Genomic DNA, 22,919 nt, shown 5'->3' on the forward strand with positions numbered 1-22,919 from the left:
ATGGGCCATGGCCGGAGGACAACTCTGCCCACGTGTGCACGATGGGGCGTGCGGGGGTCGCTGCCTGGGGAGGGAGCACCGTTGTCCGCGCAGTCCCTGCGTCGTCGCGCCCGCTGGACGACCGGCGTCCTGGCCGGCGCGCTCGTCACCGCCCTCGTCACCGTCGGTCCGCCGGCGTCGGCTGGGACCGCGCCGAACGTGCCGTGGTCGTCCTACCTCCAGGGCTGGACCGACCGGTTCGTGCCGACCAGCGACAACGACTGCGTCGCCGGCCGCGACGCCTGCCTCAGGGCGACGCTCAAGGAGCTGGCGCGCATCGCCGACAGCACCGCGAAGAGCTGCTCGCACGACGCCGTCTTCGCCCGTGCCTACCTGCGGATGACGCAGACCTACGGCTGGAGCCGGGACGTCCCCGGCTACTACGAGGACGTGCCGTTCGCCAACCACCAGGACGCCGTCTTCGCGAAGTACTACACCGACGCCTGGTACGCCTACCGGGCGGGAGACCGCGCCTCGGTGCCGCAGGCGTGGCGCATCGCCCTGGACGCCTCGCGCGACGAGCGGGTCAGCGGCACCGGGAGCCTGCTGCTCGGCATGAACGCCCATATCAACCGCGACCTGCCGTTCGTGCTGGCCGCCGTGGGCCTGGTGGCGCCGGACGGCTCGTCGCGCAAGCCCGACTACGACGCCGTCGAGCAGTGGCTCTACACCGCCACCGAGCCGCTGCTGGCCGAGCTCGCCGCCCGCTTCGACCCGACGGTCGACGACGCGGACGACCCCCTCGGGCTCAGCAACCTCGCGCTGTTCCAGATGGTCTCCGCGTGGCGCGAGACCGCCTGGCGCAACGCCGAGGCGCTGGTCTCGGCTCCGACCCCGGAGGCGCGTGCCCGGGTCGCGGCGTCGATCGAGGCGGCCGCCGCCGACGGGGCGAGGACCCTGCTGGCCCTGCAGTCCTACGTCCCGCCACTCACGTCGGCGGGCCCCCGCGACGACTGGTGCGCCGCCCACCACGACGACGCTCCCCCGCTGCCCTACGACTTCGGGACGGCGACGCCGTACGGCTACTAGCCGACGGTCGACCATGATGCAGCGCGTGCAGCAGCCGGTGCCACGCCCGTGGCCCGCCCCGTGGCGGGCCCACCCGGACGAGCCCCTCGTCGGACGCCGCCAGGAGCTGGCCGACCTCAGGCAGTCGCTCGGTCCCGCGCGACTGGTCACGCTCACCGGGCCGGGCGGGATCGGCAAGACGGCGCTGGCGCAGGCAGCGGCGACCGACCACCACCGCGCGCGCCGCGAGGACACCTGGACGATCGACCTCGTCGACCTGGTCGACCCGGACCTGCTGGGCCACGCGGTCGCCGGCGCGCTCGGGGTCCGGCTGCCGTACGGCGCCGTGGCCGCCGACGTCGTCGCCGCAGCCGTGGCCGACCGGGCCGGACTGCTCGTCCTCGACGGCTGCGAGGTCATGCTCGGTGCGGCGGTCCGGCTGGTGAGCGCGCTGCTGGCCGCGGCCCCCCGGCTGCGGGTGCTGGCCACCTCCCGGCAGCGGCTCGGCGTGACGGGTGAGTTCGTGGTCCCGGTCGGGCCGCTGGCGGGCGAGGAGGCGCTGGCGCTCTTCGTCGCCCGGGCCGCCGCGGCCCTGCCGTCGTTCCGGCTCACCGAGGAGGACGCCGCCGCGGTCGCGGACATCTGCGAGGTGCTCGAGGGGGTGCCGCTGGCCGTCGAGCTGGCCGCGGCCCGGATCCCCGTGCTCGCACCCCGCGACATCCTCGACCGGCTCACCGACCGGCAGCGGCTGCTCACCAAGGGCGCCCGGGGCGCACCGGCCCGGCAGCGCTCGCTTCGCGCCTCGCTCGAGTCGAGCGCCGAGCTGTGCACACCCGAGGAGCGGCTGCTCTGGGCCCGCCTGTCGGTCTTCACCGGCGGGTTCCCGCTCGAGGCCGCCGAGACGGCGTGCGCCGGCGACGGCATCGACGCCGTCGACGTGCTCGACCTGGTCGACGGGCTCCTGGAGAAGTCGGTGCTCACGCGTGAGGACGACGGCGCGTCGTACGTGCGCTTCCGGATGCCGGAGTCGCTGCGCGAGCACGCGGCGGAGCAGCTGACGGCCGAGCAGCTGCGGGCCGTGCGGGACGGGCACCTGGCGTGGTGCGCGGGCCTGGTCGGTGCCGGGGCGGAGTCGTGGTTCGGCCCCGGGCAGGCCGGGTGGTACCGCACGCTCCGGCGCGAGCACGCCAACCTGCGCGAGGCCCTGCGTCATGCCGTGGGCGACCCCCGGCACGCGGCACGCACCCTGGACCTGGTCACCGCGCTGGAGCCCTGGTGGGCGGCCACCGGGCGGCTGGACGAGGCGCGGCACTGGCTGGCGCGCGCATCCGCGGTCGCCGCGGCCGACACGGACGTCCGGGCCCGTGCCCTCGCCATGGAGGCCTGGATGGCGACCCTGCAGGGGGAGGAGGCCGCGGCCCGCTCGGCGCTCGACGAGGCCGCCCCGCTGCGCGCGGGCGACGCCGCACGTGCCCGGGTGCTCGTCGCGGGCGGCGTCGCGGCCTGCTGGCGTGGCTGCCCAGGCGAGGGGCTCGTCCCGCTCGAGCAGGCGGTGACCGCCGCACGGTCGGCCGGCGACCCGGCGGTGGAGTCACTCGCGCTCCTCGTCCTGGGCGCGTGCCGCGGCCTGGCGGGGGACCTCGACGGTGCCGGTGCGACGCTGCGTGACGTCGTCGGCCGGACGGCAGCCGCGGGCGAGGTCCACGTCCGGTCGTGTGCCCTGGCCGCGCTGGGGGTGCTGGAGCTGCTGCGCGGCGACCCGGCGGTGGCCACCGACCTCGAGCGGCAGGCACTGGTCCTGACGACGGACGTCGGTGACCGGGCGGCGACGGCGTTCGTGCTCGAGGTGATGGCCTGGGCGGCGGCCGCCGAGCGGCGTACGGACCGCGCCGCGACCCTGCTCGGAGCCGCCGACGCGCTGTGGCGGCGCCTCGGCGTCGCCCCTGAGACCCTGCCGTGCCGGGCGTTCGACCGCCGCCGTGTCGAGGAGCGCGCACAAGTCGAGGGGGGCGGCGCGGCCCTCGGCGCGGCGCTCCGGCGCGGAGGCACCCTCTCCGACGAGCAGGTGCTCGCCCTGGCCCTGGAGGACTCCCCGGTCGGGGAGCCGCCGACCGAGGAGGAGGTCCCGCTGACGCGACGGGAGCTCGAGGTCGCCGGGCTGGTCGGGCTCGGCCACTCGAACCGGGAGATCGCCGACCGGCTGCAGATCTCCCAGCGCACCGTCGAGACCCACGTCGAGAACGTCCTGCGCAAGCTCGGCTTCGGGTCACGCACCCAGGTGGCTGCGTGGGTCGCCGAGCGGGAGGCCCGAGGGCGGTGAACCGGGTGGAGCCCCGCCGATGACGGTCAGGCGGCGGTGCGTCGGGCCGAGGGCACGGCCTCGAGCCGGTCGGTGATCCCGCACAGGCGGAGCAACCGCCAGACGAACGGGCTGGCCCGGACCACGGCGACGGACCGCCCCTGCGCCTCGTGGATCCGACGGAAGGCCAGCAGCGCGCTCAGGCCGCTGGCGTCGCAGAACGTGAGCTCGCCCAGGTCGACGAGCACCGTGGTCAGGTCACGTCGCGAGGCGAAGTCCTCCCGGGGCACCTCGTCGACGCACGCGACGTCGAGCTCGCCTCCGAGGGCGAGGAACAGGCACGGGGACTCGGGGACCAGCGAGACCTCCAACATGCTGGGCAGCTGGGGCGGCTCGTGCATCGCGACATCACTCCAAGGGAATCCACGTAGGGCTCTGGTGTCCTTCGATGCTGGCCCACCGGCCGCGATCCGACCTCCGGAGGACTACGGAGTCCACTACGTGACTCCTCGTGCACGGCGATGAGTCCCGGGGGTGCGTAGGGTCTCAGTCTCATGACCTTCACGACCGCTCACGTGTCCATCTCGTTGGACGGCTTCGTCGCCGGGCCCGACCAGACGATCGACGACCCCCTCGGACGAGGCGGCCTGACCCTGCACCGGTGGCACTTCGACGCGGACCTCCCCGGTCACGAGGTGGACGCGCGCTGGACGGCGTCGCTCCTGCGTCCGCGCGGCGCCTACGTGATGGGGCGCAACATGTTCGGGCCGGTGCGGGGCGAGTGGTCGTCGTACGACGGCGACTGGCGCGGCTGGTGGGGCGAGGAGCCGCCGTACCACGCCCCGGTGTTCGTGCTGACCCACCACGAGCGCGAGCCGGTCGAGATGGCGGGCGGGACGACCTTCCACTTCGTCACCGAGGGCTTCGAGAGGGCGCTCGAGCTGGCCCGTTCGGCCGGCGGCGGGGACGTCGACGTGGCCGGCGGTGCCTCGGCGGTCCGTCAGGCGCTGCGCAGCGGCGAGCTCGACGAGCTGACCCTCGACGTCGCGCCGGTGCTGCTGGGCGCGGGCGAGCGCCTGTTCGACGGCTCGGTCGACGTGCGCCTGGAGCCGCTCGAGGCCGAGCACTCCCCCTGGGCCACGCACGTGCGCTACCGCGTCGGTGGCTGAACCAGCCGAACTCCCAGGTCGCGACACCGGCGCAGCGTCGCGTCGCTCTCGTCCAGCAGCCGGGCCGCCTCCACGAGGCTCCCACCGGTGCGGTGCCCGTCGGCGGTGACCCGGACCGGTGCCGCCTCGGCCAGCCGGGCCGGCGACACCAGCACGACGCCGTCGACGCGCAGCAGCCGCACCCCGAGGACGCGGGCCAGGAGGTGGGTCTCGACCACGACCCCGTCCGAGAGGTGGTTACTCCCGTCGGGACGGATCTCCATGCTGCGCCCGCCACCCGGAGGCCAGGGAGCCTCCTTCGCCGTACGACTCCAGCCGGCGCGCCGCCTGCTGCGCCAACGCCTGGATCTGGTCATAGCGCTCCCTTCCGGCGCGGGCGCCGAGCACGAAGGCGACCCCGAAGGCGCCGATCGTGGTCAGCCTCACGAGTCACCCTGACGCCGACGGACCGCGCTCGCGGCGGCGCTGGCGACGGAGAGCGCCAGCATCGTGGCCCCGGCCGTGAGACCGGACCGGGCGACGCTGCGCCCGTCGACCTTGCCCAGCGGCTTGGCGACCTTCTCCCAGGTCGTCTCCTTGTGGAACAGTCCCATCACGCACTCCTCCTGCTCGACCTGCTCGACTTGCTCGACTTCGTGCCACCCGTGCTGATCGCGCGGAGCAGCTGCTGCTTGGTCATCGACGAACGACCGTCGACCTGCTGGGCTGCCGCGATGTCCAGGAGCTCCGCCTTGGTCAGCGCCTTCAGGTCCCCGGGCAGCTTCGGGTCCGCCACCGTGTGCGCGACCGCCGCCGCCGTCCTGGCGGTGCGTGCCTGCACCGCCTCGACCCGGCCGATCGCGGCCTCGGCCCCCTCGGCCTCCCGCTGCGCGTCGGCCGCGACCTGCTCGGCCTGGGCGCGGGCCTGCTCGGCGGCCTCGTTCGCCGCCTGCGCGGCCTCCTCCGCCCTCGCCCTGGCCTCCGCGAGCTGGTCGGTCGCCTGCCGGTAGGCCTCCTCGGCGTCGCGCTGTGCCGTCTCGGCTGCCTCTCGCGCCTTCGCGGCCCGGGCGTCGGCAGCGGCTCGCTGCTTCTCGACGACGGCCGCCGCCGCCTGCTCGGCCTGCGCGCGTTCGCGGGCCACCTGCTCGTCGGCACGGCGCCGGGCCTCTGCCTCCCGGTCCTCGACGGCGCTGCGCTGCTCGGCCTCGACCTCGCGGACCCGGGCCTGCTCCTGCTCGGCGACCCGGTCGGCCTCCTGCGCCATCTCGTGCGCGCGTTGCGCGGCCGCCAGCGCCTCCTGCTCGGCCCCGTGGGCGTCGTCGGCCGCCGCCCGGGCTCGGGCCAGCCGGGCGTCGACCGAGTCGGTGCCCGGCAGCGCGTCCCTCACGGTCTGTCCGACGCTCCTGATGGAGTCGACGACGCCGGAGGACGCGTGGTCCCGACCGTTGGCCCGGCCGTCGCCCTCCGTGGACGTGATCGCCCTGCCGACCAGCCACGACGTGTTGCGGGGGATGTCCTTCAGCCCCGCCGCCAACGTCCCGACCAGTCCATGTCGTTCGCGCGTGGTGCTCATGCGATGCCCTTCCCTCCCTGGGAGCCGCGCCCTCCCGGCACGGCCGACGTGTGGCACACGTCACACGGGCGGCGTACCCCACCTCGGGAGGGGCATGCACGACGGCAGGGGACGCGCTCAGCTCACGTCGGCGATCCGGAACATCGTCGAGCGCAGGTCGAAGTGCCGGAAGAAGCTCTCGCCCGTGACCGTGCCGTCGAAACCGCCCTCGGTCCTGATCCGGATCGTGGCGACGTGGCCGGTGCCGTCACCGCCCCTGGTCTCGATCCCGAGGTAGGTCAGGTTGCCCAGGTTGTAGGCCTTCTCGACCTCCTCGCTGGTCAGCTGCACCGTCCACCCGTAGTAGTCCGGCGACGTGCCCTCATAGGGGTCCTCCTTCGCCACGAGGTAGGGGAACCGGTCGTCGGCCACCGTCCAGCCACCGTTGCTGGCGGAGAACTGCGCGTAGGCGACCTCGCCGGCGTGGGTGAGGACCCGGTGGGCGGTCGCCTGCACCGCGTCGTCGCCGCTGCTCGTCTCCCCCGCGACCCCGCCGTACACCTGGCAGGCCGAGGTGTCGCAGAGGTCGTAGGCGACCCGGTGGGTGTGGGCCCGTTCGTACGCCGCGTAGGTGCGGGAGGCGACGGCCTGCGCCCGCAGCGCCTGCTGCGGCCAGTCCGCGCGCATCTCCCTCGTCACGACACCGCGCACGTAGGCCTCCATGGGCACGACGTTGACCGTGATCCGGGTGCCCGCCGCGCTGCGGGTCGAGCGCAGCGCGCCGCGGTAGGCGCCGCTGCCGTCCGGTGTCCGGAGCGTGACCGGCCGGCCGCCGGCGCTGATCTCCGCATCGCCCTTGAGCACCCGCCAGACGTGCCAGTGCCGGGTGCGGTAGGAGATCTCGCTCCTCGTCCCGACCGGCCGGATCCGCCAACGCGTCGCCTTCGGCTCGTCGAGCCGGAACGACTTCCCCGACTTCAGGCTGCGGACGCTCAGCCGTGCCCGGTCGTCGACCACGAGGTCCTGGTCGTCGTCCCCGCTGATCAAGACCTCGACCTTGCCGCCGGCGTCACCGAGCGTCGTTCCGGGGTAGTAGAAGCGCAGGACCTTCTTGGCGCCCAGGCTCTTGCGGGCGGCGCCGTACGCGCCGTACTGCGACATGCCGACCCCGTGGCCGAAGCCGTCGCCCCGGAGCGTGATCGTCGCGGAGGGCGGGATGTCGTACGGGTCGTCGGCGGACGCCGCGGACACGGGCTGGACGAGAGTGGCGGCGACGACGGCGACCACCGTCAGTGAGGCACGACGCAGGCTGGACATGAGCTCCCCCGAGCGGATCGGATCAATGGTGGGCGAGCATCCGACCACGGCCGCCGGATCCGGGCAAGCCGGATCAGGACTGGTCGCGAGGCGGAGTGCGGTCCAGCAGCGTCGCCCGGATGGCCTCGAGGAGGGGGACGTGCTCGCGTGCGTCCCGGGTGGCCCTGGCCAGCAGTCGCTGGGCGACGGTCCCCTCGCCGGTCGCCAGGGCCACCTCGGCCGCGCGCCAGCGGCAGTACGCCGCGTCGTGCGGCCGGGTGAGCCGGTCCCACTCCCGCGCGGCCGTGACCCACAGGTCCACGGACTCCCTGCCGGCCAGCCGGGCCCGCTCGGCGGCCCAGGCGGCCGCCAGCGCCGGCCGGCACACGATGGCGGGGTGCGGGGCGAGCGGGTCGGCGACCGCCCGGGCGAGCAGCTCGTCAAGCTCGTCGAGGAGCGCACGTCGCGTCGCCGGCGTGGCACCGTCGCCCGCGAGGTCTGCGGCCGCCCGGGCCGCGAGCACCAGCAGCGCTCCGGCGTACGTCGCCGCGGTGGTGGCGACGGCCTCACGCACGGTGGGGACCGCCCGGTCGAACGCCGCGCGAGCCCGGCCGCACCACAGGTCGGCCTCGACGAGGTGCTCGACCACCTCGATCCGGTTGTACAGGCCGTCGGTGGGGATCGCGGCGGCGAGCTCGAACCGGTGCGTGGCCTCCGCGAGCCGGCCGCGCAGCAGGTCGAGGTGGGCGCGCTCGTCGTGGTCCCCGGACCGCAGGTGGGTCGGCTCTCCCTCGGTCAGTGGATCCACGAGCTCGGCGGCGCGCTCCACCTGGCCCGCGAGGCGCATCGCCCGGGCCATGTTGTTGCGGAGCGCCGAGAGCGGCCAGGTGTCGAGCTCCCACGCGGTGGCCGCCTCCAGGCCGGGCCGCGCGGCCGCGGCGACCTCGTCGGGGCCGGCCGAGGCCATGAGCAGGATGATCGTGTGGTTCACGGCGACGTAGATCGTGCCCGAGGGGTCCGGCTCCGGCGGCTCCATCGCCACGGCCTCCTCGATGAGCTCCCGGGCGCGTCCCACCTCTCCGGCCATCGCTTCGTAGACCGCCTGCACCGACAGCCGGGTCCGCTGGCCCGCCGCGTCGCCGAGGGCGGCGCCCACCTCCATCGCCCGGGCGTTGGTGGCGGCGCCCTCGGCGTCCCGGCCGAGCGAGGCGAGCACGTACTCGCGGGCGTCGAGCGCCCGGACGTACCCGGGTGAGGGCGGCAGTGCCTCGTAGATCTCGATCGCCTTGTCCAGCAGGCTCAACGCGCCCTCGGGGTCGCCCTGGTTGCCCTGGAACTGGGCGGCGCGCCGGTAGACCTCCGCCGCGTCCGTGCTCTCCGGGTCGGGCAGCTCGCGCATCGCCTCCTCGGCCACCACGCGGGCCGCCGCCACGTCGATGAACTCGAGCGCGTCCATGGCGGCGAGGTAGGCGTCCCAACGGCGCACCCGGGGGGACACGAGGGTGTGCACCCCGGCCGGCCAGAGGTCCAGGACCCGACGCCACTGCTCGGCCTCCTGGGTGAACGCGAAGCGCTGGCCGGCTTCGCGCGCGGCCCGGATCCGCCAGACGATCTCCCGCCCGGGGTCCTCGGCGCGCTGCCAGTGCGTCGCGATCTCGGCCGGTGAGCCGTCGGGCGCTGCGGCGAGCACGGTGGCGATCCTGCGGTGCTCCTCGGCCTGCTCGTGCGGCAGCAGGCGTCTGCGGACCGCCTCGGCCAGGAGCGGGTGGCGCAGCACCACGGCGTGCCCGACGGTCGGGCCCAATAGCTGCCGGTCCGCCAGCTCGTGGAGACCCGTCGCCAGCTCTGCGGCCGGGAGCTCCGCCACGCCGGACAGCTGGGCGTCGGTCAGGGAGCGGTCGGCGACCCCGAGGGCGCGCGCGACCGCCCAGGCCGGGCCGCCGAGGCCCTCGATCCGCCGGTCGAGCAGGTCGCCCAGCAGCCGAGGCAGGTCCTGGCCGTCGTCCTGGGCCGCGAGCTGCTCGGTGAACAGGGGTTGGCCCTCGCTGCGTCGGTGGATGCTGGCGACGCGATCGGCGGTGACCGGGCGCGCGGCGAGGAGGGCGAGCTGTTCGGCAGTCTCCTCGAGGCTCAGCGGGCCGAGCACCAGCGTCGTGACCGCCGGGAGCCGCCGTACGCGCACGAACCACTCCGAGGTCGCCACCGGGGTGGCCGGGTCGTCGAGGCGCCAGGTGCCGACGACGGGGACGTCGGTCCCGCGCGCGAGCACGTGCTCGAGCAGGTCGAGCGTGGTGGAGTCCGCCCAGTGCAGGTCCTCGACGAGCAGCGCCAGCCGACGCGACGACGCGAGTGCGTTCAGCGTGGCGACCACGGCGGCGAAGAGGTGCTGAAGGGCCCACTCGTCGTCGGGGTCGGGCGCCCCGCCGACGAGCGGCTCGATCTCGGGCAGCAGCCGGCTCAACGCCAGGGGGACGTACGGCGGACAGGCGGCCAGGGCCTCCCTCAGCCACCGTCCCCCGTCGAGGTCGTGCACCGAGCGGAGGGCGTCGACGACCGGCAGCAGCGGGACGTCGACGGACAGCGGCAGGCAGGTGGCGGTGGCGACGTACGCCGGGCCCGCGTCGCCCGCGGCGGCGCTCACCAGCCGGGACTTCCCGATCCCGGCCTCCCCCATGACCAGGAGCAGGCCGCGGCCGTCCATGAGGTGCCGGTGCACGACGGCCAGCTCCGCACGCCGGCCCGCGATCGGGACCGACGTGGCCGCCGGCACCGCTGCGGCGTCGGGGGTGGTCGCCGCGAGCCAGAGCGCATGGAACCCGCCGACCTCGCCGCCCATCGCCTCGACCACGAGCTCCAGGACCCCCCAGGTCGGCAGCCGTGGTGAGGTGAAGACGGCCGAGACGGTCGTGGGGCTGCAGCCCACCTCGCGCGCCAGTGCCCGCAGGCTCGGCCAGCCCGCGCGGTGGTGCAGGTCGTGCAGCGCGTCCACCAGATCCCGGTGCGGACCGGGCGGCAGATCGGGCCGGGACAGAGCTCCCATGTGTTCTCCCGTGGCTCTGCGACCCCCTCGACCCAGCGTCCCCTCGACTGGGGAAGGTGTCCATAGCCCGCCGTCCAGTTGTGTCCAACCGCGTCAACCGGACCCGTGCGCGAAGGACGGTGGTGGACACCCCATGGAGAGGACGAGGAACATGTCCACCACACTCACCGGGCGCAGGCGTTGGCTGCTGCTGGGCCTCGCGTCCGTCACCCTGGCCACGGTCGGGGTCGTCGGATCCACGGCCACCGTGACCGCGACCGCGCAGACCACCCACCGGGCCGCCACCGCCAAGCCGGTCGCGCTCGAGATAGACCTGTACGTCGCCGCACGCAAGGCCGACTGGGCCCAGGACAAGATCGAGCGTCCCGGCCTCTGGTTCTGACCGGCCCCTGAACCTGACCGGAGTGGCCCGGGATCAGCCCGGGCTCACACCCGGTGCAGCCGCCGCGCCGCCTCGGCGATGGACCCGCTCATCGACGGGTAGACCGTGAACGCCTGGGCCAGCTGGTCCGCGGTGAGCGACTCGGCGACCGCGATCGAGACCGGGTGGATCAGCTCGCTGGCGCGCGGACCGACCACCACTCCCCCGACCACGATGCCGGTGCCCGGACGGCAGAAGAGCTTCACGAAGCCGTCGTGGACGCCCTGCATCTTGGCGCGCGGGTTGCCCGACAGCGGCAGCATGACGACCTCGGCCTGCATCTCGCCGCTGTCGACGGACTGCTGGGACCAGCCGACGGTCGCGATCTCGGGCGCGGTGAAGACGTTGGAGGAGACCTTCTTCAGGTCCAGCGGGTGGACGGTGTCGCCGAGGAAGTGCCACATGGCGATCCGGCCCTGCATCGCGGCCACCGACGCGAGCATGAGCACACCGGTGCAGTCGCCGGCGGCGTACACCCCACGCGCGGAGGTGCGCGACACCCGGTCGACCTTGACGAAGCCACCGTCGTCGAGCACGACGCCGGCTTCCTCCAGCCCCATGTCGGCGGTGTTGGGCACCGACCCGAGGGCGAGGATGCAGTGCGACCCCTGCACGGTGCGACCGTCGGTCAGGGTGACGGTGACGGTGTCCCCGCTCCGGTTGACCGACTCCATGCGCGACTTCGACAGCACGTTCATGCCGCGCCGCGTGAGCACGTCCTCGAGGACCTTGGCCGCGTCGGCGTCCTCGCCGGGCAGCACCCGGTCACGCGAGGAGACGAGGGTGACGGGGATGCCGAGGTTCAGGTACGCGCTGGCGAACTCGGCGCCGGTCACGCCCGAGCCGACCACGATCAGCTCGCTCGGTGTCTCGGTCAGGTCGTAGACCTGCTCCCAGGTGAGGATCCGCTCACCGTCGGGCCGCGCCGTGGGCAGCGTGCGCGGCGCGGCCCCCGTGGCGAGGAGCACCGCGTCGGCCTCGAGCACCTGCTCGTCACCGTCGGCGCCGCTGACGACGACCCGTCCGGTCCCGTCCAGCCGGCCGCGGCCCTGGACGATCTTCACGCCGTCGCGGGTGAGCCGGCGGGCGATGTCACCGGACTGGTCCGAGGCGAGCTGCTTGACCCGCGCGTTGACCCGGCCCAGGTCGACCCGGATCGTCGTCGCGGCGTCGCCCTCCTGGTCCTGGAAGGCCACGCCGAGCTCGGCGGCCCCGGCCAGCTCGCTCATCACCTCGGCGGTCGCGATCAGCGTCTTGCTCGGCACGCAGTCGGTGAGGACCGCGGAGCCGCCGATGCCGTCGGTGTCGACGATCGTGACGTCGGCGCCGAGCTGCGCCGCCACGTGCGCGGCCTCGTAACCACCCGGGCCGCCGCCGATGATGACGACCCGGTCGTTCCCCGACGTGGGGCTCGTCGGGACCATCACAGGTTGATCATGTGGCCGGCGATGCCCTCGACGGCCTCCTTCATCGCCTCCGACAGCGTCGGGTGGGCGAAGATGTTGCGGGCCACCTCGTCGGCGGTGAGGTCCCACTGCTGGGCGAGGGTGAGCGCCGGGAGCAGCTCGGTGACCTCGGGCCCGATCAGGTGGGCCCCGACGATCTCGTTGTGCTCCGCGTCCGCCACGATCTTGACGAACCCGACACCCTCGGCCATGCCACGCGCCTTGCCGTTGGCGGAGAACGGGAACTGGGCGACCTTGACGTCGTACCCCTTCTCCTTGGCCTGCGCCTCGGAGTAGCCGAACGACGCGATCTGCGGCTGGCAGAACGTGGCGCGCGGGATCATGTCGAAGTTGATCTCCATGGTCTCGGCGCCCGCGATCGTCTCGGCCGCCACGACCCCCATCGCCTCCGCGGTGTGGGCCAGCATGAGCTTGCCGGTCACGTCGCCGATCGCGTAGACGCCGGGCACGTTGGTGCGGCCTCGCGCGTCGACGGCGATCGCGCCGCGCTCGGTCACCTCCACGCCGGCCTTGTCGAGGCCGTAGCCCTCGACGCGCGGCGCGAAGCCGAAGGCCGCGAGGAACTTGTCGGCCTCGAGGACCTGCTCGTCCCCGCCGCCGGCCGGGGCGACGGTGACCTTCACGCCGCTGCCGGTGTCCTCGACACCCTTGACCGCGGTGGACACGAGCACCTTCACGCCGAGCTTCTTGTACTGCTTGAGCAGCTCCTTGGAGACGTCGGCGTCCTCGGTCGGCACCATCCGGTCGAGGAACTCGACGATGGTCACGTCGACGCCGAAGTTCTTCATCACGTAGGCGAACTCGACGCCGATCGCGCCGGAGCCGCCGATGATGATCGAGCCCGGCAGCGAGTCGGTGAGGATCTGCTCCTCGTAGGTGACCACGTTGTCCGACAGCGTCACGCCCGGGACCAGGCGGACCTTGGCGCCGGCGGCGATGATCAGGTTGTCGCAGGTGTACGACGTGGTGCTGCCGTCCTTGCCCTGGACGTCGACGCCGTGCTTGCCGTCGCGCTCGCCGGTGAGGGTGCCCCAGCCGTCGAGCTCGGTGATCTTGTTCTTCTTCATCAGGTAGTGCACGCCCTTGGCGCTGGCCTCGGCGACGCCGCGGCTGCGCTTGTGGGTGGCACCGAAGTCCATCGTGGCGTCCCCGGAGATGCCGAAGACGTCCTTCTCGTGCGTGATGATGTGGGCGATCTCGGCGTTGCGGAGCAGCGCCTTGGAGGGGATGCAGCCCACGTTCAGGCACACGCCGCCCCAGTACTTCTCCTCGATCACGGCCACCGACTGGCCGAGCTGAGCTGCACGGATGGCCGCCACGTAACCGCCGGGGCCGGCACCAAGAACGAGAACGTTGAAGTGGGTCACGGCCGCCAGCCTATGAGTTGGGGCCGTGAGCGACCAAGGCAGGGACTAATCTGCAGCCCGTGACCCTGTACGCCGCCTACGGGACGAACCTCGATCCCGCCCGCATGGGCGAGCGCTGCCCCCACTCCCCGCTGCGGACCACCGGCTGGCTCGAGGGCTGGCGGCTGACCTTCGGCGGGGAGGAGCACGGCTGGGACGGCGCGCTGTCCACGATCGTCCAGGACCCGTTCGACCAGGTCTTCGTCGCGGTCTACGACATCACCCGCGACGACGAGCAGCGCCTCGACGGCTGGGAGGCGGCCGACCTCGGGCTCTACCGCAAGACCAAGGTGCGCGTCTCCACGCTCAGCGGCGAGATCGTCGTCTGGACCTACGTGCTCGACGCCTACGAGGGCGGCCTGCCCTCGGCGTCGTACCTCGGCGTCCTCGCCGACGCCGCCGAGGCCGCGGACGCCCCCGCCGACTACGTCGCCGCGCTGCGCCGGCGGCCCTGCCGCTCGACGGGGCTGTAGCGGCTGCTCAACCCGCATCGCTCGCGCTGACGACACCGCTCTCGTAGGCGAAGATCACCGCCTGGACCCGGTCCCTGACATCGAGCTTCGTGAACAGGTGCCCCACGTGCGTCTTCACCGTGGCCTCGCTGACGACGAGGCGCTCGGCGATCTCCGCGTTGGACAACCCGCTCGCGAGGAGCCCGAGCGTCTCGGTCTCGCGGTGGGTGAGGTCGCGCAGCCGGGCCTGTGCCCGCTGGCTCCGGCCGGCACGCCGGACAGCCGCCGCGATGACCGAGCGGGTCACCGCGGGGTCGAGCAGCGCGTCGCCTCGGGCCACCACGCGGACCGCCGCCACGAGCTGGTCGGGCGGAGCGTCCTTGAGCAGGAACCCGCTGGCCCCGGCCCGCAGGGAGTCCGCGACGTACTCGTCGGTGCCGAAGGTCGTCAGCACCAGGACCCTCACCCGCGTGTCATGGGCGGCCACGATGCGCGCGGTCGCCGAGATCCCGTCCAGGACGGGCATCCGGATGTCCATGAGCACCACGTCGGGCAGCAGCCGCCGGGCCAGGTCCACGGCCTCGGCGCCGTTGGCCGCCTCGCCCACCACCTCCAGGCCCTCCGTGGCCTCGAGGAGCTTGGCGAAGCCCGCCCGGACCAGCGCCTGGTCGTCACACACCAGAACGCGCAGCGCCATCGCCGGCACCTCCCCCGACCGGCAGGGTCACGTGGACACCGAACCCGCCGTTCACCCGCGGCCCGGCATCGACGCTGCCGCCGAAGAGCGCGACGCGCTCACGCATGCCCAGCAGGCCGAAGCCGCGGGAACTTCCACTGGGCACCGCTTGGCCGTCGTCGGTGACCTCGATGTCGATCGCGTCGTCGTCGTAGCGCAGCACCACCCGGGCGCGCGCGTCTCGGGAGTGCCGCAGGCTGTTGGTCAGCGCCTCCTGGACTATCCGGTACGCCGAGAGGTCGACGCCGGCCGGCAACGGGCGCGGCGTCCCGGCCACCACCAGCTCGGCCGGGAGCCCAGCGGAGGCCATCCCCTCCAGCAGCCGGGGCACGTCGTCGAGCCCGGGCTGGGGACCGAGCGCGTTCTCGGTCCGCATCACGACCAGGAGCCGGCGCACGTCGTCCAGGGCGTCGCGCGCGCAACGGGCGATCCCCGCGAGCGTCTCCCGGGTCGACTCGGACGCATCGGCCGCCAGCTGTGCCCGCTCGCCCTCGGCCTGGACCACGATCACGCCCAGGGCATGGCCGACCACGTCGTGCAGCTCCCGCGCGATCCGGGCCCTCTCCTCTTCGACCGCCCGGTCGGCGTCGTCCCGGCTGAGGTCCTGACGACGGCGCAGCGCCAGCCCCGCGGCCCACGGGGTGAGGACCATGAGCACGAGGTAGAAGAGGAAGTTCGCGACGAAGTTCCAGAACCCCTCGTAGCCCTCGAGCGCGGTGATCAGCACGCCGTAGCCCACCCCCGCGCCCAACAGTGACCAAGCGGCTGCGCGTCCGGAGTGTCGCGCGGCGGAGTACATCGCCAACATCACGACGGCGATGTCCCACCCACGGCTCTCGGTCACGGTGAGGCCGACACCGGCAAGCAGCACCATCACCGCCCACGCCGCAGCGGTCGGCCGGACCCGACGGAAGACGAAGCAGGCGGAGACGAGGAGCAGCGCCGCCGACTCGACCACCCGCTGCTGCACCGACAGCCCCATCGTCGGCGTCAGCCAGATCTCCGCCAGGGCGAGGAGCATGAAGCCAAGGCTCAGCAGCAGGTCGTTGCGGGTGGGAAGCGCTCCCATTCCCGCAGGCTAGACCCGGGACACGCCCTTGCGACTCCCCCGTGAGGCGGATCCCGGGCACGCCGTCCTCCACCTCTGGTCGGATGCCGAGGTTCATCCTGTGGCCCGACGACTCCGGCGTCACCCGCTCCTACGTTCACGACGAGGCCACCAGACGGGTGGCCACGTATCCAGGAGAAGAACGATGTCCACATCCACACGCATCACCGCGACCGGGATCGGGGCCCTCGTGCTGGGCACAGGCATTGGTCTCACCGCGTTCGCCGGAGGATCCACCACGGCCGCCCCGGCAGGCAGGACCAACGACCCTCCCGCCCGGACAGAGACGATGGTCCTCGCGTTCCCGTGGGTGGGCGGCCACATGCGTTACATCGACAACGGCAAGGCGGGAGAGGGCCCGGGCGACCTCTTCCTCGGCACCGACGGGCCGATCCTCGACAACGCGACCGGGCAGCGCGTCGGCGTCGGCGACTTCGTCGAGCTCATCGTCTCGGGCCGCCACGACGGCACGGTGACCGGCCAGACCACCCTGCGCCTGGCGGGAGGGCACGTCGACCTCGACGGCATCGTCCGGCACACCGACGACCCGTTCCGCACCCCCGTCGTCGGGGGCACCGGACGCTACGTCGGCGTCACCGGCCAGCTCACGCTGCTGCGCTCGGACTCCCACCGCAAGGTCGAGGTGATGAGGCTCGAGTCACCTACTGAGAGGCGTACCGGTCGGCCGGCTCAGTCCCCGGCCGACGCGGTGTGGCAGACCGCCTCGACGTTGTTGCCGTCCGGGTCCCGCACGAACGCGCCGTAGTAGTGCTCGTGGTACTCCGGCCAGAGGCGGGGCTCGTGCAGCACCTCGGCGCCCAGCCCGGTCGCCGCCTCGAAGAACGCGCGCACGGCGGCCGCGTCGGGGGCGGAGAACGCGATGTGGACCTCGCGGTTGGGACCGGGCGCGGGGCCCTCGGCGGGCTGCTCGCTGATCCAGAACACGGGATGGCCGGTGCCGTAGCCGATGGCGACCCCGAAGTCCATCAGCCGGGAGTGGCCGAGCACCCCGAGGACCTTGTCGTAGAAGGCGGCCGAGGCGGGGACGTCGGAGCAGTTGATGCCGAAGTGATCGATCATGCGCCGCATCCTGCCCACGGCCACCGACGGCGCGCCACGGCCTTTCGGTCCGGGTCCGGGCCGGTCCGCGGTTTCCGACCGCATCACGCTCGCCACTAGAGTCGCCGCTTGTGACCGACCAGCAGACCACGCAGCAGACCTACCAGCAGCAGGCCCAGGAGGCCGCGACGCGACTCGCCGAGCTCACCGGCGTGGAGCAGCACGACGTCGCCCTCGTCCTGGGGTCGGGCTGGCTCCCGGCCGTGGACGCCCTCGGCGAGGTCACCGCCGAGATCGCGACCACCGACCTGCCGGGCTTCTCCGCCGCGGCGGTGGCCGGCCACTCGGGCAAGGTCCGCTCGGTCCGCTCCGGTGACCGGAACCTCCTGGTCTTCCTCAGCCGCACCCACTACTACGAGGGCAAGGGCGTGCGCGCCGTCGTCCACGGCGTCCGCACGGCGGCCGCGGCCGGCTGCCGCACGATCGTGCTGACCAACGGCTGCGGCGGCCTGAAGGAGACCTGGACGCCCGGCACCCCCGTGCTGATCAGCGACCACATCAACCTGACCGGCAAGAGCCCCATCGAGGGCGCGCACTTCGTCGACCTCACCGACCTCTACTCCAGCCGGCTGCGCCAGCTGTGCCGCGAGGTCGATCCGTCGCTCGACGAGGGCGTCTACGTGCAGTTCCCCGGCCCGCACTACGAGACCCCCGCCGAGATCGGCATGGTCCGGGCGATCGGCGGGCACCTCGCCGGCATGAGCACCACCCTGGAGGCCATCGCCGCCCGTGAGGCCGGCATGGAGGTCCTCGGCATCAGCCTGGTGACAAACCTGGCCGCGGGGATCAGCGGCGAGCCGCTGAACCACGAGGAGGTCCTGGAGGCCGGCCGTGCCGCCGCGTCGCGGATGGGCGACCTCCTCGGACGGATCGTCCCGAGGATCTGATGCGCGTCCTGGTGACCGGTGCCGCGGGCATCATCGGCAGGGTCCTCTCCGTGGGACTGGCCGACCGCGGCCACGAGCTCGTCGGCCTCGACCGCGTGCCGCCGCCCGAGGAGGGCTTCGACGGCCCCTGGCACCTCATCGACTGCGCCGACCCCGACGCGGTCGCGGCCGTGTTCGCCGAGGACCGGTTCGACGCCGTCGTGCACCTGGCCGGCAACCCGGACGAGGCGAGCCTGCCGGACTCGCTGACCTCCCACGTGGTGACGACGGCCGCGCTGCTCGACGCGATGGTCGAGCACGGCGTGACGCGGATCGTCCACGCCTCCTCCAACCACGCCGTCGGCCACACGCCCCGCACCGAGCTGCTGACGGCCGCCGCACGGCCGCGGCCGGACACCTTCTACGGCGTGGGCAAGGTCGCCGCCGAGGCGCTGCTCAGCCTGTACGCCGACCGGTACGGCGTCGACGCCGTGGCCTGCCGGATCGGGTCGTTCCTCCCGGAGCCGGAGACCGTGCGCCACCTGGCCACCTGGCTCTCCCACGACGACTGCGTGCGCATGGTCGAGGCCGCGCTGACGGCCACGGCACCCGGCTTCGCGGTGCTCTACGGCATCTCCGCCAACACCCGCGCGTGGTGGGACCTCGAGCCCGGTCGGCAGCTGGGCTACGTCCCGCAGGACGACGCCGAGGAGTTCGCCGACCGGGTCCCCGCCCGCGCCGGGGACGCGTCGGACGCGGCCCACGTGGGCGGCCCGTTCGCCACCGAGGCGTTCCACCGGCCGGCGCTCGACCGCAGCTGACCACGCCCGGCCCGGAGGGGCGACTCATCCACGACGGAGGATGCCTCGCCCGGAGGCGCATCGCAGGGTGGACGGGACGTCCATCTGAGAGGCAGCCGCCATGGGAGTGTGGAAGAGCAAGCGACCCGAGGACCTCGAGCAGACACTGCTCCCCCGGTTCACCCGGTCGGGGATGACGGAGGTGCCCCGGCACCAGATCCCGAAGCAGGAGATGCTGCCGCAGACGGCGTACCAGATCGTCCTGGACGAGGTGAGCCTCGACGGGAACGCCCGGTTCAACCTCGCCACCTTCGTCACCACGTGGATGGACGAGGAGGCCGACCGCCTGTACGCCGACACGTTCGACAAGAACATGGTCGACAAGGACGAGTACCCGCAGACCGCCGAGATCGAGTCCCGGTGCGTGCGGATGCTCGGGGACCTCTGGCACGCCCCCCACGCGACCGACAGCATCGGGACGTCCACCACGGGCAGCTCCGAGGGGTGCATGCTCGGCGGGCTCGCGCTGAAGCGTCGCTGGCAGCAGGCCCGGCACCGGGCCGGGCTGCCCACCGACCGCCCCAACATCGTGATGGGCGCCAACGTCCAGGTCGTCTGGGAGAAGTTCGCCAACTACTGGGACGTCGAGCCGCGCTACGTGTCCCTCGAGGGCGACGTCCTCCACCTGACCGCGGACCGGCTGCTGGACCACGTGGACGAGAACACGATCGGCGTGGTGGCGGTCCTCGGCTCGACCATGGACGGCACCTACGAGCCGGTGCAGGAGATCTGCGCGAAGCTCGACGCCTACGAGCAACAGACCGGCGTCTCGGTGCCCGTGCACGTCGACGCCGCGTCCGGCGGCTTCATCGCGCCGTTCATCCAGCCGGACCTCGTCTGGGACTTCCGCCTGGAGCGGGTGGTCTCGATCCAGGCCTCCGGGCACAAGTTCGGGCTCGTCTACCCCGGCATCGGCTGGGTGCTGTGGCGCGACGCGGCGTACCTCCCCGAGGACCTCGTCTTCCACGTGAACTACCTCGGCGGCGACATGCCGACGTTCGCGCTGAACTTCTCGCGGCCGGGCGCCCAGGTGGTCCTGCAGTACTTCCAGTTCCTGCGCCTCGGCAAGGAGGGCTACCGGCTGGTGCAGCAGACCTGCCAGGACGTGGCGGTGCACGTCGCCGAGACCGTGCGCGCGATGCCGGAGTTCGAGCTCGTGTCCGACGGGCGGGACCTGCCGGTCGTCACCTTCGCGGTCAGCAGCGCGACGACGAAGTACGACGTCTTCGACGTCTCCCGCAAGCTCCGTGAGAAGGGCTGGCTGGTGCCGGCGTACACGATGCCGCCCAACCGCGAGGACCTCGCCGTCCTGCGGGTCGTGGTGCGCAACGGCTTCAGCCACGACATGGCCGAGCTGTTCCTGCGCGACCTGCGGGCAGCCGTGGACTACCTCGACCACCTCTCCGCCCCGATGCCGAGCGAGGAGCACGCCGGGGGCTTCCACCACTGAGCAACCCTCACACCGGCACCGGCTCCTTCTTCAGCAACAGCAGCGCACCGACGAGGAACGCGAGCGCGCCCAGCGACGTGGTCGCGTTCGCGACGGCCGCGTCCACCTCCTCGGCGGTCGACGGGACGACGTACGCCGCCGCGGCTGACACGCCGAAGAGGACGCAGCCGGCGAGGTTGACGCCCGCCATCCGGCCGGCGGTGGTCCGGGGCGGGCGGTGCCACCCCGCGCCCGCCACGGCCACGTACGCGAGCACGCCCGAGACCAGGAAGCACGTCGACCCGAGGGCGTCGGGGCGCCAGACCAGCCGGTCGTAGTCAGTGGAGTCGAGCGCCGTGTGGAGGGCCCGGTAGGTCGTGACGTTGAAGAACAGGGTGCCGAGCAGCTGCCAGCTGCTGCTCCACCAGTCGAGGTCGCGGGGTGGCCGGCCGGGCAGCCACTGCAGGGTCGCGGCCGAGGTGAACAGCAGCGACCCCACGAAGAACACCCCGGCGTCGACCGACTCGCCGACGAGGTCGAGGAAGCTCGGGAGGGGCGCGACGAGGAAGCACGCGGAGCCGGCGACGAACAGCACCGCCGTCCAGGTGCGTGCGGAGCCCACGGTGGCCTCAGGTGCGGTTCGCGGCGATCTCGCGCCCGTGCACCGTGATCGCCCAGATCACCAGGACGTCGACGAGGATCACGACCACCGACCAGAACGGGTACGCCGCCAGGAACGCCATGTTGACGACCGCGCTGACCCCGGCCGCCAGGACCCCGACGACCCGGGCCCACATCTGCGCGGTGAGCAGCCCCGCGCCGGCCCCGGCCACGACCAGTCCCAGCACCAGGTGGACCCAACCCCACACGGTGTAGTCGACGTGCAGGGTCAGCCCGCTGCGACCCACGACGTAGTACTCGTCGCGGAAGATCGCCACCAGCCCCTGCACGGCGTGGAAGACGCCGAGCATCAGCATCATCGTGGCGGCGAACAGGATCCAGCCCATCCAGCCGGTCTGCTCCGGCTTCGTCCTCGTGTCGGCCATGGCGCGCTCCTCTGCCCTGGGTGGGGCCTCCAGCCTCGCCGCGCCACCCGGCGAGGTCCTCATCCGCGGCGGGTGAACGACCCCGCGTGACCTGGAGCGGACTCCAAGCGGGAGACTTGTCGCATGAGCCCCATCGCTGGCCTGTCCATCGCCGAGGCGTCGGCGCGCACCGGCCTCACCGCCGACACCCTGCGCTACTACGAGCGCGACGGACTGATGCTGCACCCGGTCGGGCGCTCGGCGACCGGGCACCGGCGCTACACCGACCTGGACCTGCGGTGGATCCAGCTCATCACCCGGCTGCGCGCCACGGGCATGCCGATCCGCGACGTACGCCGCTACGCCGACCTGGTCCGCGAGGGCGACGGCAACGAGCGCGAGCGGCTGGACCTCCTGCGCGCGCACCGCCAGCTGGTGCTGGCCCAGCTCGCCGAGGTGCAGGACCACCTCGGCGCCATCGACGCCAAGATCGGCATCTACGTCGACAAGCTGGAGCACGCCGCACAGCCCACGCTTGACCTGGAGCGCACTCCAACCAGTTGAGTGGGGGCATGACCCTTCAGCAGCGCACTCTCGGAACGACCTCCCCCTCAGCGTCTCCGCCCTCGGCCTCGGCTGCATGGGCATGTCGGAGTTCTACGGAACCGGCGACGAGCAGCAGGGCGTGGACACCATCCACCGCGCCCTCGACCTCGGCGTGACCTTCTTCGACACCGCCGACATGTACGGCCCGTTCACCAACGAGCAGCTGGTCGGCAAGGCGATCGCCGGGCGGCGCGACCAGGTCCAGCTCGCCACCAAGTTCGGCAACGAGCGCAAGCCCGACGGCACCCGTGTCGGCATCAACGGCCGGCCGGAGTACGTCCGCGCCGCGTGCGACGCCTCGCTCCAGCGGCTCGGGGTCGACCACATCGACCTCTACTACCAGCACCGGGTGGACCGCAGCGTCCCGATCGAGGAGACCGTCGGCGCGATGGCCGAGCTCGTCGCGGCCGGCAAGGTGCGGCACCTCGGGCTCTCCGAGGCCTCGGCCACGAACATCCGCAAGGCGCACGCGACGCACCCGATCACCGCCCTGCAGACGGAGTACTCCCTGTTCACCCGCGACCTGGAGGACGAGATCCTCCCGACGATCCGCGAGCTCGGCATCGGCCTGGTCCCCTACTCCCCTCTCGGGCGGGGCATCCTGACCGGTGCCATCACCGACCCCGGGTCGCTCGCCGCGGACGACTCGCGCCGGACGGCGTACTTCCCCCGCTTCAGCGGCGACAACCTCGACACCAACCTCGCCCTGGTCGCCAGGATCCGCGAGATCGCCGACCAGAAGGGCTGCACGCCCGGCCAGCTCGCGCTCGCCTGGGTGCTGGCCCAGGGTGAGGACGTGGCGCCCATCCCGGGGACCAAGCGCGTGAAGTACCTCGAGGAGAACGTGGGAGCAGCCTCGGTGGAGCTCTCCGACGACGACCTCAAGGCGCTGGAGGACGCCATCCCGCGGGACGCGGTGGCCGGGGAGCGGTACGGCGACATGAGCCACATCGACTCCTGACCCGGATCCTCGACGCGGCCGCCCGCCACCCTTTCGGGGCCTGACGCGGCGGCCGCGTCGTGGCAGGGTGACCTCGACCCTA

The 22,919-nt window shown here is 73.1% G+C and carries 25 protein-coding genes; 11 read left to right on the plus strand and 14 right to left on the minus strand.

What is annotated here, in order from left to right:
- Positions 1 to 81 precede the first annotated feature (81 nt).
- Together ACFO9I_RS06985 and ACFO9I_RS06990 are read left to right on the plus strand one after the other, a co-directional pair.
- The gene (locus ACFO9I_RS06985) at positions 82 to 1,068 is read left to right on the plus strand and encodes a DUF5995 family protein (protein ID WP_379179157.1); all 987 of its coding nucleotides are present in this window, start codon (positions 82 to 84) and stop codon (positions 1,066 to 1,068) included.
- A gap of 13 nt (positions 1,069 to 1,081) precedes the next feature.
- Positions 1,082 to 3,367 (plus strand): ATP-binding protein, encoded by a 2,286-nt coding sequence (locus tag ACFO9I_RS06990; protein ID WP_379179159.1) that lies wholly within the window; start codon positions 1,082 to 1,084, stop codon positions 3,365 to 3,367.
- A 26-nt stretch (positions 3,368 to 3,393) separates the two neighbouring features.
- Here the strand turns inward: ACFO9I_RS06990 and ACFO9I_RS06995 are convergent, their stop codons facing one another.
- Positions 3,394 to 3,747: an STAS domain-containing protein gene (locus ACFO9I_RS06995; RefSeq protein ID WP_379179161.1), complete on the minus strand. Its 354-nt coding sequence runs from the start codon at positions 3,745 to 3,747 to the stop codon at positions 3,394 to 3,396.
- Between the two features lie 153 nt (positions 3,748 to 3,900).
- On the opposite strand from ACFO9I_RS06995, the gene ACFO9I_RS07000 reads away from it, so the two are divergent.
- Positions 3,901 to 4,515 (plus strand): dihydrofolate reductase family protein, encoded by a 615-nt coding sequence (locus ACFO9I_RS07000; RefSeq protein ID WP_379179163.1) that lies wholly within the window; start codon positions 3,901 to 3,903, stop codon positions 4,513 to 4,515.
- Here the strand turns inward: ACFO9I_RS07000 and ACFO9I_RS07005 are convergent.
- From ACFO9I_RS07005 to ACFO9I_RS07030, 6 genes are all read right to left on the minus strand, one after another.
- Complete coding sequence (locus tag ACFO9I_RS07005; protein WP_379179165.1) at positions 4,497 to 4,778, minus strand: hypothetical protein; 282 nt, start codon at positions 4,776 to 4,778, stop codon at positions 4,497 to 4,499. The two genes, ACFO9I_RS07000 and ACFO9I_RS07005, sit on opposite strands and share 19 nt — an antisense overlap.
- Positions 4,753 to 4,941 (minus strand): hypothetical protein, encoded by a 189-nt coding sequence (locus ACFO9I_RS07010; protein WP_379179167.1) that lies wholly within the window; start codon positions 4,939 to 4,941, stop codon positions 4,753 to 4,755. The genes ACFO9I_RS07005 and ACFO9I_RS07010 overlap by 26 nt, the downstream gene beginning before the upstream one ends.
- Positions 4,938 to 5,108 carry a hypothetical protein gene (locus tag ACFO9I_RS07015; RefSeq protein ID WP_379179169.1) on the minus strand — a complete coding sequence of 57 codons (171 nt, stop codon included), beginning with the start codon at positions 5,106 to 5,108 and terminating at the stop codon, positions 4,938 to 4,940. The genes ACFO9I_RS07010 and ACFO9I_RS07015 overlap by 4 nt, the downstream gene beginning before the upstream one ends.
- Positions 5,108 to 6,067 carry a Rho termination factor N-terminal domain-containing protein gene (locus tag ACFO9I_RS07020; protein ID WP_379179171.1) on the minus strand — a complete coding sequence of 320 codons (960 nt, stop codon included), beginning with the start codon at positions 6,065 to 6,067 and terminating at the stop codon, positions 5,108 to 5,110. The genes ACFO9I_RS07015 and ACFO9I_RS07020 overlap by 1 nt, the downstream gene beginning before the upstream one ends.
- A 117-nt stretch (positions 6,068 to 6,184) precedes the next feature.
- Positions 6,185 to 7,363: a SpoIID/LytB domain-containing protein gene (locus ACFO9I_RS07025; protein ID WP_379179173.1), complete on the minus strand. Its 1,179-nt coding sequence runs from the start codon at positions 7,361 to 7,363 to the stop codon at positions 6,185 to 6,187.
- Positions 7,364 to 7,436: 73 nt separating this feature from the next.
- On the minus strand, positions 7,437 to 10,382 hold the full coding sequence (locus ACFO9I_RS07030) for an ATP-binding protein (protein ID WP_379179175.1): 2,946 nt from the start codon (positions 10,380 to 10,382) through the stop codon (positions 7,437 to 7,439).
- A gap of 151 nt (positions 10,383 to 10,533) precedes the next feature.
- Here ACFO9I_RS07030 and ACFO9I_RS07035 point away from each other — a divergent pair, with 151 nt between their 5' ends.
- Positions 10,534 to 10,764 carry a hypothetical protein gene (locus tag ACFO9I_RS07035; protein ID WP_379179177.1) on the plus strand — a complete coding sequence of 77 codons (231 nt, stop codon included), beginning with the start codon at positions 10,534 to 10,536 and terminating at the stop codon, positions 10,762 to 10,764.
- A gap of 44 nt (positions 10,765 to 10,808) precedes the next feature.
- Here ACFO9I_RS07035 and ACFO9I_RS07040 read toward each other — a convergent pair whose 3' ends face one another.
- A complete protein-coding gene (locus ACFO9I_RS07040; RefSeq protein WP_379179402.1) occupies positions 10,809 to 12,227 on the minus strand; it encodes an NAD(P)H-quinone dehydrogenase in 1,419 nt (472 codons plus the stop codon).
- On the minus strand, positions 12,227 to 13,636 hold the full coding sequence (gene lpdA, locus ACFO9I_RS07045; RefSeq protein WP_379179179.1) for a dihydrolipoyl dehydrogenase: 1,410 nt from the start codon (positions 13,634 to 13,636) through the stop codon (positions 12,227 to 12,229). Before lpdA ends, ACFO9I_RS07040 begins: the two co-directional genes overlap by 1 nt.
- 59 nt (positions 13,637 to 13,695) lie before the next feature.
- Here lpdA and ACFO9I_RS07050 point away from each other — a divergent pair, with 59 nt between their 5' ends.
- Positions 13,696 to 14,148: a gamma-glutamylcyclotransferase gene (locus ACFO9I_RS07050; protein WP_379179181.1), complete on the plus strand. Its 453-nt coding sequence runs from the start codon at positions 13,696 to 13,698 to the stop codon at positions 14,146 to 14,148.
- Between the two features lie 7 nt (positions 14,149 to 14,155).
- Here ACFO9I_RS07050 and ACFO9I_RS07055 read toward each other — a convergent pair whose 3' ends face one another.
- Positions 14,156 to 14,824 (minus strand): response regulator, encoded by a 669-nt coding sequence (locus ACFO9I_RS07055; RefSeq protein ID WP_379179182.1) that lies wholly within the window; start codon positions 14,822 to 14,824, stop codon positions 14,156 to 14,158.
- Positions 14,799 to 15,932: a sensor histidine kinase gene (locus ACFO9I_RS07060; RefSeq protein WP_379179183.1), complete on the minus strand. Its 1,134-nt coding sequence runs from the start codon at positions 15,930 to 15,932 to the stop codon at positions 14,799 to 14,801. The genes ACFO9I_RS07055 and ACFO9I_RS07060 overlap by 26 nt, the downstream gene beginning before the upstream one ends.
- Positions 15,933 to 16,116: 184 nt before the next feature.
- Here ACFO9I_RS07060 and ACFO9I_RS07065 point away from each other — a divergent pair, with 184 nt between their 5' ends.
- The gene (locus ACFO9I_RS07065) at positions 16,117 to 16,737 is read left to right on the plus strand and encodes a hypothetical protein (RefSeq protein ID WP_379179184.1); all 621 of its coding nucleotides are present in this window, start codon (positions 16,117 to 16,119) and stop codon (positions 16,735 to 16,737) included.
- Here the strand turns inward: ACFO9I_RS07065 and ACFO9I_RS07070 are convergent.
- Entirely contained in the window at positions 16,662 to 17,051 is a 390-nt protein-coding gene (locus tag ACFO9I_RS07070) for a VOC family protein (protein WP_379179185.1), read from the minus strand. The genes ACFO9I_RS07065 and ACFO9I_RS07070 overlap by 76 nt on opposite strands.
- Positions 17,052 to 17,161: 110 nt before the next feature.
- Here ACFO9I_RS07070 and ACFO9I_RS07075 point away from each other — a divergent pair, with 110 nt between their 5' ends.
- The 3 genes from ACFO9I_RS07075 to ACFO9I_RS07085 all read left to right on the plus strand — a co-directional run bounded on the left by ACFO9I_RS07075 (position 17,162) and on the right by ACFO9I_RS07085 (position 20,266).
- Positions 17,162 to 17,977, plus strand: a complete 816-nt coding sequence (locus ACFO9I_RS07075) for a purine-nucleoside phosphorylase (protein WP_379179187.1) — start codon at positions 17,162 to 17,164, stop codon at positions 17,975 to 17,977.
- Positions 17,977 to 18,777 (plus strand): NAD-dependent epimerase/dehydratase family protein, encoded by an 801-nt coding sequence (locus ACFO9I_RS07080; protein WP_379179188.1) that lies wholly within the window; start codon positions 17,977 to 17,979, stop codon positions 18,775 to 18,777. Before ACFO9I_RS07075 ends, ACFO9I_RS07080 begins: the two co-directional genes overlap by 1 nt.
- Positions 18,778 to 18,877: 100 nt before the next feature.
- Positions 18,878 to 20,266, plus strand: coding sequence for a glutamate decarboxylase (locus ACFO9I_RS07085; protein WP_379179190.1), 1,389 nt, complete (start codon positions 18,878 to 18,880; stop codon positions 20,264 to 20,266).
- A 7-nt stretch (positions 20,267 to 20,273) separates the two neighbouring features.
- Here ACFO9I_RS07085 and ACFO9I_RS07090 read toward each other — a convergent pair whose 3' ends face one another.
- Complete coding sequence (locus tag ACFO9I_RS07090) at positions 20,274 to 20,867, minus strand: hypothetical protein (RefSeq protein ID WP_379179192.1); 594 nt, start codon at positions 20,865 to 20,867, stop codon at positions 20,274 to 20,276.
- 7 nt (positions 20,868 to 20,874) lie between these two features.
- Positions 20,875 to 21,291: a DUF7144 family membrane protein gene (locus ACFO9I_RS07095; RefSeq protein WP_379179194.1), complete on the minus strand. Its 417-nt coding sequence runs from the start codon at positions 21,289 to 21,291 to the stop codon at positions 20,875 to 20,877.
- Between the two features lie 123 nt (positions 21,292 to 21,414).
- Here ACFO9I_RS07095 and ACFO9I_RS07100 point away from each other — a divergent pair, with 123 nt between their 5' ends.
- On the plus strand, positions 21,415 to 21,834 hold the full coding sequence (locus tag ACFO9I_RS07100) for a MerR family transcriptional regulator (RefSeq protein ID WP_379179196.1): 420 nt from the start codon (positions 21,415 to 21,417) through the stop codon (positions 21,832 to 21,834).
- Positions 21,835 to 21,916: 82 nt separating this feature from the next.
- Positions 21,917 to 22,837 (plus strand): aldo/keto reductase, encoded by a 921-nt coding sequence (locus tag ACFO9I_RS07105; RefSeq protein ID WP_379179198.1) that lies wholly within the window; start codon positions 21,917 to 21,919, stop codon positions 22,835 to 22,837.
- The last annotated feature ends 82 nt before the right edge of the window (positions 22,838 to 22,919 follow it).

The sequence above is a fragment of the Nocardioides sp. GCM10023255 genome (assembly GCF_042653125.1).
Lineage (GTDB): Bacteria > Actinomycetota > Actinomycetes > Propionibacteriales > Nocardioidaceae > Nocardioides.

Bases quoted from the DNA above. Each gene is read 5' to 3' on its own strand.
- ACFO9I_RS06990 (WP_379179159.1), top strand. From the start codon at position 1,082: ATGATGCAGCGCGTGCAGCAGCCGGTGCCACGCCCGTGGCCCGCCCCG.
- ACFO9I_RS06995 (WP_379179161.1), bottom strand. From the start codon at position 3,747: ATGCACGAGCCGCCCCAGCTGCCCAGCATGTTGGAGGTCTCGCTGGTC.
- ACFO9I_RS07000 (WP_379179163.1), top strand. From the start codon at position 3,901: ATGACCTTCACGACCGCTCACGTGTCCATCTCGTTGGACGGCTTCGTC.
- ACFO9I_RS07005 (WP_379179165.1), bottom strand. From the start codon at position 4,778: ATGGAGATCCGTCCCGACGGGAGTAACCACCTCTCGGACGGGGTCGTG.
- ACFO9I_RS07015 (WP_379179169.1), bottom strand. From the start codon at position 5,108: ATGGGACTGTTCCACAAGGAGACGACCTGGGAGAAGGTCGCCAAGCCG.
- ACFO9I_RS07020 (WP_379179171.1), bottom strand. From the start codon at position 6,067: ATGAGCACCACGCGCGAACGACATGGACTGGTCGGGACGTTGGCGGCG.
- ACFO9I_RS07025 (WP_379179173.1), bottom strand. From the start codon at position 7,363: ATGTCCAGCCTGCGTCGTGCCTCACTGACGGTGGTCGCCGTCGTCGCC.
- ACFO9I_RS07030 (WP_379179175.1), bottom strand. From the start codon at position 10,382: ATGGGAGCTCTGTCCCGGCCCGATCTGCCGCCCGGTCCGCACCGGGAT.
- ACFO9I_RS07035 (WP_379179177.1), top strand. From the start codon at position 10,534: ATGTCCACCACACTCACCGGGCGCAGGCGTTGGCTGCTGCTGGGCCTC.
- ACFO9I_RS07040 (WP_379179402.1), bottom strand. From the start codon at position 12,227: ATGGTCCCGACGAGCCCCACGTCGGGGAACGACCGGGTCGTCATCATC.
- ACFO9I_RS07055 (WP_379179182.1), bottom strand. From the start codon at position 14,824: ATGGCGCTGCGCGTTCTGGTGTGTGACGACCAGGCGCTGGTCCGGGCG.
- ACFO9I_RS07060 (WP_379179183.1), bottom strand. From the start codon at position 15,932: ATGGGAGCGCTTCCCACCCGCAACGACCTGCTGCTGAGCCTTGGCTTC.
- ACFO9I_RS07065 (WP_379179184.1), top strand. From the start codon at position 16,117: ATGTCCACATCCACACGCATCACCGCGACCGGGATCGGGGCCCTCGTG.
- ACFO9I_RS07070 (WP_379179185.1), bottom strand. From the start codon at position 17,051: ATGATCGATCACTTCGGCATCAACTGCTCCGACGTCCCCGCCTCGGCC.
- ACFO9I_RS07080 (WP_379179188.1), top strand. From the start codon at position 17,977: ATGCGCGTCCTGGTGACCGGTGCCGCGGGCATCATCGGCAGGGTCCTC.
- ACFO9I_RS07085 (WP_379179190.1), top strand. From the start codon at position 18,878: ATGGGAGTGTGGAAGAGCAAGCGACCCGAGGACCTCGAGCAGACACTG.
- ACFO9I_RS07095 (WP_379179194.1), bottom strand. From the start codon at position 21,291: ATGGCCGACACGAGGACGAAGCCGGAGCAGACCGGCTGGATGGGCTGG.
- ACFO9I_RS07100 (WP_379179196.1), top strand. From the start codon at position 21,415: ATGAGCCCCATCGCTGGCCTGTCCATCGCCGAGGCGTCGGCGCGCACC.
- ACFO9I_RS07105 (WP_379179198.1), top strand. From the start codon at position 21,917: ATGTCGGAGTTCTACGGAACCGGCGACGAGCAGCAGGGCGTGGACACC.